Source organism: Staphylococcus sp. TCBT05 (genome assembly GCF_055179755.1).
Map to the genome: position 1 here is coordinate 1 of NZ_JBUQDQ010000002.1, position 2,500 is coordinate 2,500.

2 rRNA genes (1 of these 2 cut by a window edge) are annotated in these 2,500 nt (G+C 51.8%); both read right to left on the reverse strand.

Annotation, left to right across the window (positions count from 1 at the left end):
• Nucleotides 1-46 precede the first annotated feature (46 nt).
• Nucleotides 47-162, reverse strand: a 5S ribosomal RNA gene (gene rrf / locus ACY191_RS00025).
• A 48-nt stretch (nt 163-210) separates the two neighbouring features.
• A 23S ribosomal RNA gene (locus tag ACY191_RS00030) occupies nt 211-2,500 on the reverse strand; it runs 632 nt beyond the window's last position.

The window sequence follows — 2,500 nt, forward strand, 5'->3', positions numbered from 1 at the left end:
AAAAGAAAACACGAAAAAACACGAGTCATTTGACTCGTGTTTAGTTGCTTGGCGACGTCCTACTCTCACAGGGACAAGGTCCCAACTACCATCGGCGCTAGAGAGCTTAACTTCCGTGTTCGGTATGGGAACGGGTGTGACCTCTCTGCCATCATCACCAAACTATGAAGGCATATTCCTTCAAAACTAGATAACATTGCTACATATTATATGGTTAAGTCCTCGATCTATTAGTATTCGTCAGCTCCACATGTCACCATGCTTCCACCTCGAACCTATCAACCTGATCATCTTTCAGGGATCTTACTAGCTTACGCTATGGGAAATCTCATCTTGAGGGGGGCTTCATGCTTAGATGCTTTCAGCACTTATCCCTTCCGCACATAGCTACCCAGCTATGCCCTTGGCAGAACAACTGGTACACCAGCGGTGCGTCCATCCCGGTCCTCTCGTACTAAGGACAGCTCCTCTCAAATTTCCTACGCCCACGACGGATAGGGACCGAACTGTCTCACGACGTTCTGAACCCAGCTCGCGTACCGCTTTAATGGGCGAACAGCCCAACCCTTGGGACCGACTACAGCCCCAGGATGCGATGAGCCGACATCGAGGTGCCAAACCTCCCCGTCGATGTGGACTCTTGGGGGAGATAAGCCTGTTATCCCCGGGGTAGCTTTTATCCGTTGAGCGATGGCCCTTCCATGCGGAACCACCGGATCACTAAGCCCGACTTTCGTCCCTGCTCGACTTGTAGGTCTCGCAGTCAAGCTCCCTTATGCCTTTGCACTCTACGAATGATTTCCAACCATTCTGAGGGAACCTTTGGGCGCCTCCGTTACACTTTAGGAGGCGACCGCCCCAGTCAAACTGCCCACCTGACACTGTCTCCCGGGTCGATAAGACCCGTAGGTTAGAATTTCAATACAGTCAGGGCGGTATCCCACCAGCGCCTCCACCGAAGCTAGCGCTCCGGTTTCAATGGCTCCCGCCTATCCTGTACAAACTGTACCAAAATTCAATATCAGGCTACAGTAAAGCTCCACGGGGTCTTTCCGTCCTGTCGCGGGTAACCTGCATCTTCACAGGTACTATAATTTCACCGAGTCTCTGGTTGAGACAGTGCCCAAATCGTTACACCTTTCGTGCGGGTCGGAACTTACCCGACAAGGAATTTCGCTACCTTAGGACCGTTATAGTTACGGCCGCCGTTTACTGGGGCTTCAGTTCAGAGCTTCGCTTACGCTAACCCCTCTCCTTAACCTTCCAGCACCGGGCAGGTGTCACCCCCTATACTTCGCCTTACGGCTTCGCAGAGAGCTGTGTTTTTGCTAAACAGTCGCTTGGGCCTATTCACTGCGGCTTTCCGTTAAGAAAGCACCCCTTCTCCCGAAGTTACGGGGTCATTTTGCCGAGTTCCTTAACCAGAGTTCTCTCGCACACCTTAGGATTCTCTCCTCGCCTACCTGTGTCGGTTTGCGGTACAGGCACCTTTTATCTCGCTAGAAGCTTTTCTTGGCAGCGGGGAATCAAAGACTTCGCTCCATAAGGAGCTTCCCCATCACAGCTCAGCCTTCACGATAAGCGGATTTGCCTACTTATCAGCCTAACTGCTTGGACGTGCACAACCAATCGCACGCTTCTTCTATCCTTCTGCGTCCCTCCATTGCTCAAACGATAAAGAGGTGGTACAGGAATATCAACCTGTTGTCCATCGCCTACGCCTGTCGGCCTCGGCTTAGGTCCTGACTAACCCTGAGCGGACGAGCCTTCCTCAGGAAACCTTAGGCATTCGGTGGACGGGATTCTCACCCGTCTTTCGCTACTCATACCGGCATTCTCACTTCTAAGCACTCCACCAGTCCTTCCGGTCTGACTTCACTGTCCTTAGAACGCTCCCCTACCACTGATACCATTGGTATCAATCCGCAGCTTCGGTGGTGTATTTAGCCCCGGTACATTTTCGGCGCAGAGTCACTCGACTAGTGAGCTATTACGCACTCTTTAAATGGTGGCTGCTTCTAAGCCAACATCCTAGTTGTCTAAGCAACTCCACATCCTTTTCCACTTAATACACACTTTGGGACCTTAGCTGGCGGTCTGGGCTGTTTCCCTTTTGACTACGGATCTTATCACTCGCAGTCTGACTCCTAAGGATAAGTCATTGGCATTCGGAGTTTGACTGAATTCGGTAATCCGATGAGGACCCCTAGTCCAATCAGTGCTCTACCTCCAAGACTCTTACACTTAAGGCTAGCCCTAAAGCTATTTCGGGGAGAACCAGCTATCTCCAGGTTCGATTGGAATTTCTCCGCTACCCACACCTCATCCCCGCACTTTTCAACGTGCGTGGGTTCGGGCCTCCATTCAGTGTTACCTGAACTTCACCCTGGACATGGGTAGATCACCTGGTTTCGGGTCTACGACCACGTACTAAACGCCCTATTCAGACTCGCTTTCGCTGCGGCTCCGCCTCTTCAGCTTAACCTCGCACGGGATCGTA